Annotated in this window: 4 protein-coding genes; 3 read left to right on the top strand and 1 reads right to left on the bottom strand. The window is 63.0% G+C overall.

Annotated elements, in window-relative coordinates; translation table 11 throughout:
- Positions 1-369 precede the first annotated feature (369 nt).
- Positions 370-1653, top strand: coding sequence for a cation:proton antiporter (locus tag JQC81_RS32010; protein WP_203275796.1), 1284 nt, complete (start codon positions 370-372; stop codon positions 1651-1653).
- Here JQC81_RS32010 and JQC81_RS32015 read toward each other — a convergent pair.
- Positions 1603-1914 carry a metal-sensitive transcriptional regulator gene (locus tag JQC81_RS32015; protein WP_203275797.1) on the bottom strand — a complete coding sequence of 104 codons (312 nt, stop codon included), beginning with the start codon at positions 1912-1914 and terminating at the stop codon, positions 1603-1605. The genes JQC81_RS32010 and JQC81_RS32015 overlap by 51 nt on opposite strands.
- A 382-nt stretch (positions 1915-2296) precedes the next feature.
- On the opposite strand from JQC81_RS32015, the gene JQC81_RS32020 reads away from it, so the two are divergent.
- Together JQC81_RS32020 and JQC81_RS32025 are read left to right on the top strand one after the other, a co-directional pair.
- Complete coding sequence (locus JQC81_RS32020; RefSeq protein ID WP_203275798.1) at positions 2297-2701, top strand: four-helix bundle copper-binding protein; 405 nt, start codon at positions 2297-2299, stop codon at positions 2699-2701.
- A 314-nt stretch (positions 2702-3015) separates the two neighbouring features.
- Positions 3016-3276, top strand: a complete 261-nt coding sequence (locus tag JQC81_RS32025) for a hypothetical protein (RefSeq protein WP_203275799.1) — start codon at positions 3016-3018, stop codon at positions 3274-3276.
- Positions 3277-3333: the final 57 nt, after the last annotated feature.

The raw sequence follows: 3333 nt of genomic DNA on the forward strand, positions 1-3333 counted from the left end.
TTGGTCCACATCCGGCTCATGTGGACTCGAGACTATCCCAATCCGACCCCGTGCGACATTCTCAAACAGGCTCTTAGTCTACTCTCAAACGGTCTCTCAGAGACGTACGCGGTCGCGCCGCTGAACTTGCCGTTCGAGCGAGGACATAGGTGCCAGAGAGCATCCAAGCGGCATGACGACCAGCATTCCGCCAGATCGACAAACGCTCTCGGGTCTGGGCTTCCTTCGGAACATCGCCTGTGCTGCACAGGTTAAGCTAATCCAGAGGCTCCTGCATCCCGCTCCTTTACGGAAGAGCAACGTGCGCGTTCAACAGATGACCTCGCCCCATCCCCGCGTAGAAGCCAAAACCGCCGGTCAGGTCCCCCGATGAACAATTTCAACGCCATCGTTGCCCTTCTCGGAGGAGTGACACTGATCCTTGGGCTCGGCTCCAAGTGGCTGTCCCGCAGCCCTCTTCCGCCGACCCTGCTGGCCCTTGTTATCGGGGTGCTCGTCGGCCCTGGGGTCTTCAACCTTATTGATCTTGAGGCGCTGGGTGACCGTCCCTCCCTGATGGAGAGCGCTGCCCGCCTGACGCTGGGCATCGGGCTCGTGGGCGTGGCGCTGCGCATTCCTGGCTCTTATCCGCGCCGCAACTGGCGTGAGATGCTGGTGCTGATCAGCCTCGGCATGGCTTTGATGTGGGCCATCAGCACGGCCCTGGTCTTCCTCCTCCTCGGGGTGCCGTTCTGGATAGCCGCTCTGATCGGCGCCATCATCACCCCCACCGATCCGGTGGCTGCAAGCCCCATCGTCACCGGCGAGTTGGCGGAGGAGAACATCCCTGAGCCCGTTCGCCACGCCATCTCCTTCGAGTCTGGAGCCAATGACGGGTTGGGCTATATCTTTGTCTTCCTGCCCTTCCTCCTGCTCACACGTCCGACCGGGGAGGCCCTCTCTCATTGGCTAACGAAGTCGCTGCTGTGGGACGTCGGCGTGGCCACGCTTGCAGGCCTTGCGCTCGGCTACATTGCGGCCAAGCTGTTGCAGGCGGCCGAGCGGCGCGATGCGATCAAGAGCGAATGGCGCTTGGTCTACACGGTGGCGCTTGCTCTGCTTGCCGTGGGCGCAGGGCGGCTGATCAAGAGCGACGAGGTGCTGCTCGTCTTCGCCGCCGGCGCCATGTTCACACAGGTCATCAGCCAATCGGACCGGGAGAACGAGGAGCATGGGCAGGAGGCGGTAAATCGCTTCTTTGCCATCCCGATCTTTATCCTGCTGGGGACCGTTCTTCCATGGCGGGGATGGCTCGACCTGGGTTGGGGCGGCCTGCTGCTTGTCATTGCCGTTCTTCTCCTGCGCCGCCCTCCCGTGCTTCTGCTCCTGCGGCCGCTCCTTCGTGATATCCGCACCCCGTCAGAAGCGCTCTTCGTGGGCTGGTTTGGTCCCATCGCTGTGGCTGCGATCTACTATGCCTCGTTGATGGAGCATCGGACGGGAGAGCCGGTGATCTGGCACGCCGTGAGCCTCGTGATCTGCGGATCAGTCGTGGCGCACGGCATCACGGGAGCGCCTCTCACCAAAGCTCTCGGGCGCAGGCTCAACCGGCAGGAGCAGACCTCAGGCCTTCTGCCGAAGGACGTCCATAAGGCGCATGACCTCGCGCGCTAGGCGCTGGCGCTCCTCCTCGGGCAGATCAGCGGACAGGCTCGCCTCTACACACGCCTTCAGGTGATCCCGCAGCATGTCGACCTGAACACGGTGCAGCGCGGCAACCGCAGCGTTGATCTGATTCACCACATCACCGCAGTAGCGGCCCTCCTCGATCATCTGCTCAAGGCCACGCACCTGTCCCTCGATGCGCCGCAGACGTGGAAACTGACGTCTGTGATCGACGGCGACACGGCCGTGGTTCTCCTGCGGTCCGGGCATGATGCCATGGCACCTCTTTGTCCGTTAACGCGCCAAACCGGAACTTGGGCCAGGAACAATACCCTCCCCCTGTATGTTGCCCCGGCGATGGCACGACGCGCCTCAAGCTAGGTGCCGTCGAACCGAAGCAGTGACGCACTCTCAGCACACCAGGAGGAGCAATTCTCCGGGGAGAGAAGCCATGAACCAGCCCTGGCGCCGCCCGTCATCCTTCATGCCGAGCAGTGGCGGCCTTTCAACCAAGGTGCTCCTGGGCGCCCTTGCCGGTGCGCTTGCCGGAGCCGCCGCAGTCGCCATCTGGGGCAGCAGCTCACACGCAGCTCACGGGTCGCGACAGAGCCCAATCCGCGAACGGAACACTCGCAACGCAAGGAGAACGACCATGCATGCACAGCAGATGATCAGAACGCACCCGCACGTGAAGGGCAACACCAACGACGCTCTCATCCGTTGCATCGAGGAGTGCTATTCCTGCGCTCAGGTCTGCACCTCCTGCGCCGACGCCTGCCTTGGCGAGGACATGGTGCAGCAGCTCACCCAGTGCATCCGGCTGAACCTCGACTGCGCCGACGTCTGCGCCGCTACCGGGTCCGTGGCCACCCGCCGGACGGGTTCGAACGAGGAGGTGATCCGCCGGATGCTCGAGGCTTGCGCCACCGCCTGCCGCCTTTGCGGGGAGGAGTGTGAGCGCCACGCCAGCATGCATGAGCACTGCCGTATCTGTGCTGAGTCCTGCCGCCGTTGCGAGCGCGCCTGCCAGGAAGCCCTCAGCAGCATGGCCCACTGATCACGCCGTTGGCCACCACAGGGGCCTATCAGCGACAAGCTCTGTGAATGTGGGCACTCCTGGTCATGGTACGGGGTGGGCCGCGGCCTGCCTTGTACCAAGAGAAGACCATCCAGTCTCCAAAGACAGACGACTTTCGTCTTCAGCGGGAGGATGGAAGCATCATCGAGACACGGCAGGCACAGCCATGACAGGCAGCGGTCGGTCTTGCGGCACAGAGGGTCGACTGCTCCACAGCCTCAGCCAACTCGCCGTCCGTCCGAGACACGTCGATGTGAGTTGTCTGCCAGGTCTCGCCTCCCTAAGTTTGCCCCATGCCGCTGCTCCGATCCCTAGGTGCACTCCTCATTGCCCTGGCATTCGTGCTGGGAACGATCATGCCCGTCCCGCATGGGGCGATGGCCCACGACGGGCACGACATGACCGTTGCGGCTGGCATGGACGCGATGCCGACAGACTGTGACAATGGTCATGGTGATGCAGCCGGCCCGGTGGCCTGCGCGAAGGTGTTCTGCGCCGGGTCGGCCATGATCCTCACCCATTCCGTTGCAGGATTTGTAGTAGTTGGTATTTGATCTGACATCTGGCGTCTGAGAGTGATCGGGTTGAGCCTGTCGGACAAGATCAGGCTG

Source organism: Microvirga arabica, assembly GCF_016811235.1.
Taxonomy (GTDB): domain Bacteria; phylum Pseudomonadota; class Alphaproteobacteria; order Rhizobiales; family Beijerinckiaceae; genus Microvirga; species Microvirga arabica.

Bases quoted from the DNA above. Each gene is read 5' to 3' on its own strand.
- JQC81_RS32020 (WP_203275798.1), top strand. From the start codon at position 2,297: ATGCATGCACAGCAGATGATCAGAACGCACCCGCACGTGAAGGGCAAC.
- JQC81_RS32015 (WP_203275797.1), bottom strand. From the start codon at position 1,914: ATGCCCGGACCGCAGGAGAACCACGGCCGTGTCGCCGTCGATCACAGA.
- JQC81_RS32025 (WP_203275799.1), top strand. From the start codon at position 3,016: ATGCCGCTGCTCCGATCCCTAGGTGCACTCCTCATTGCCCTGGCATTC.
- JQC81_RS32010 (WP_203275796.1), top strand. From the start codon at position 370: ATGAACAATTTCAACGCCATCGTTGCCCTTCTCGGAGGAGTGACACTG.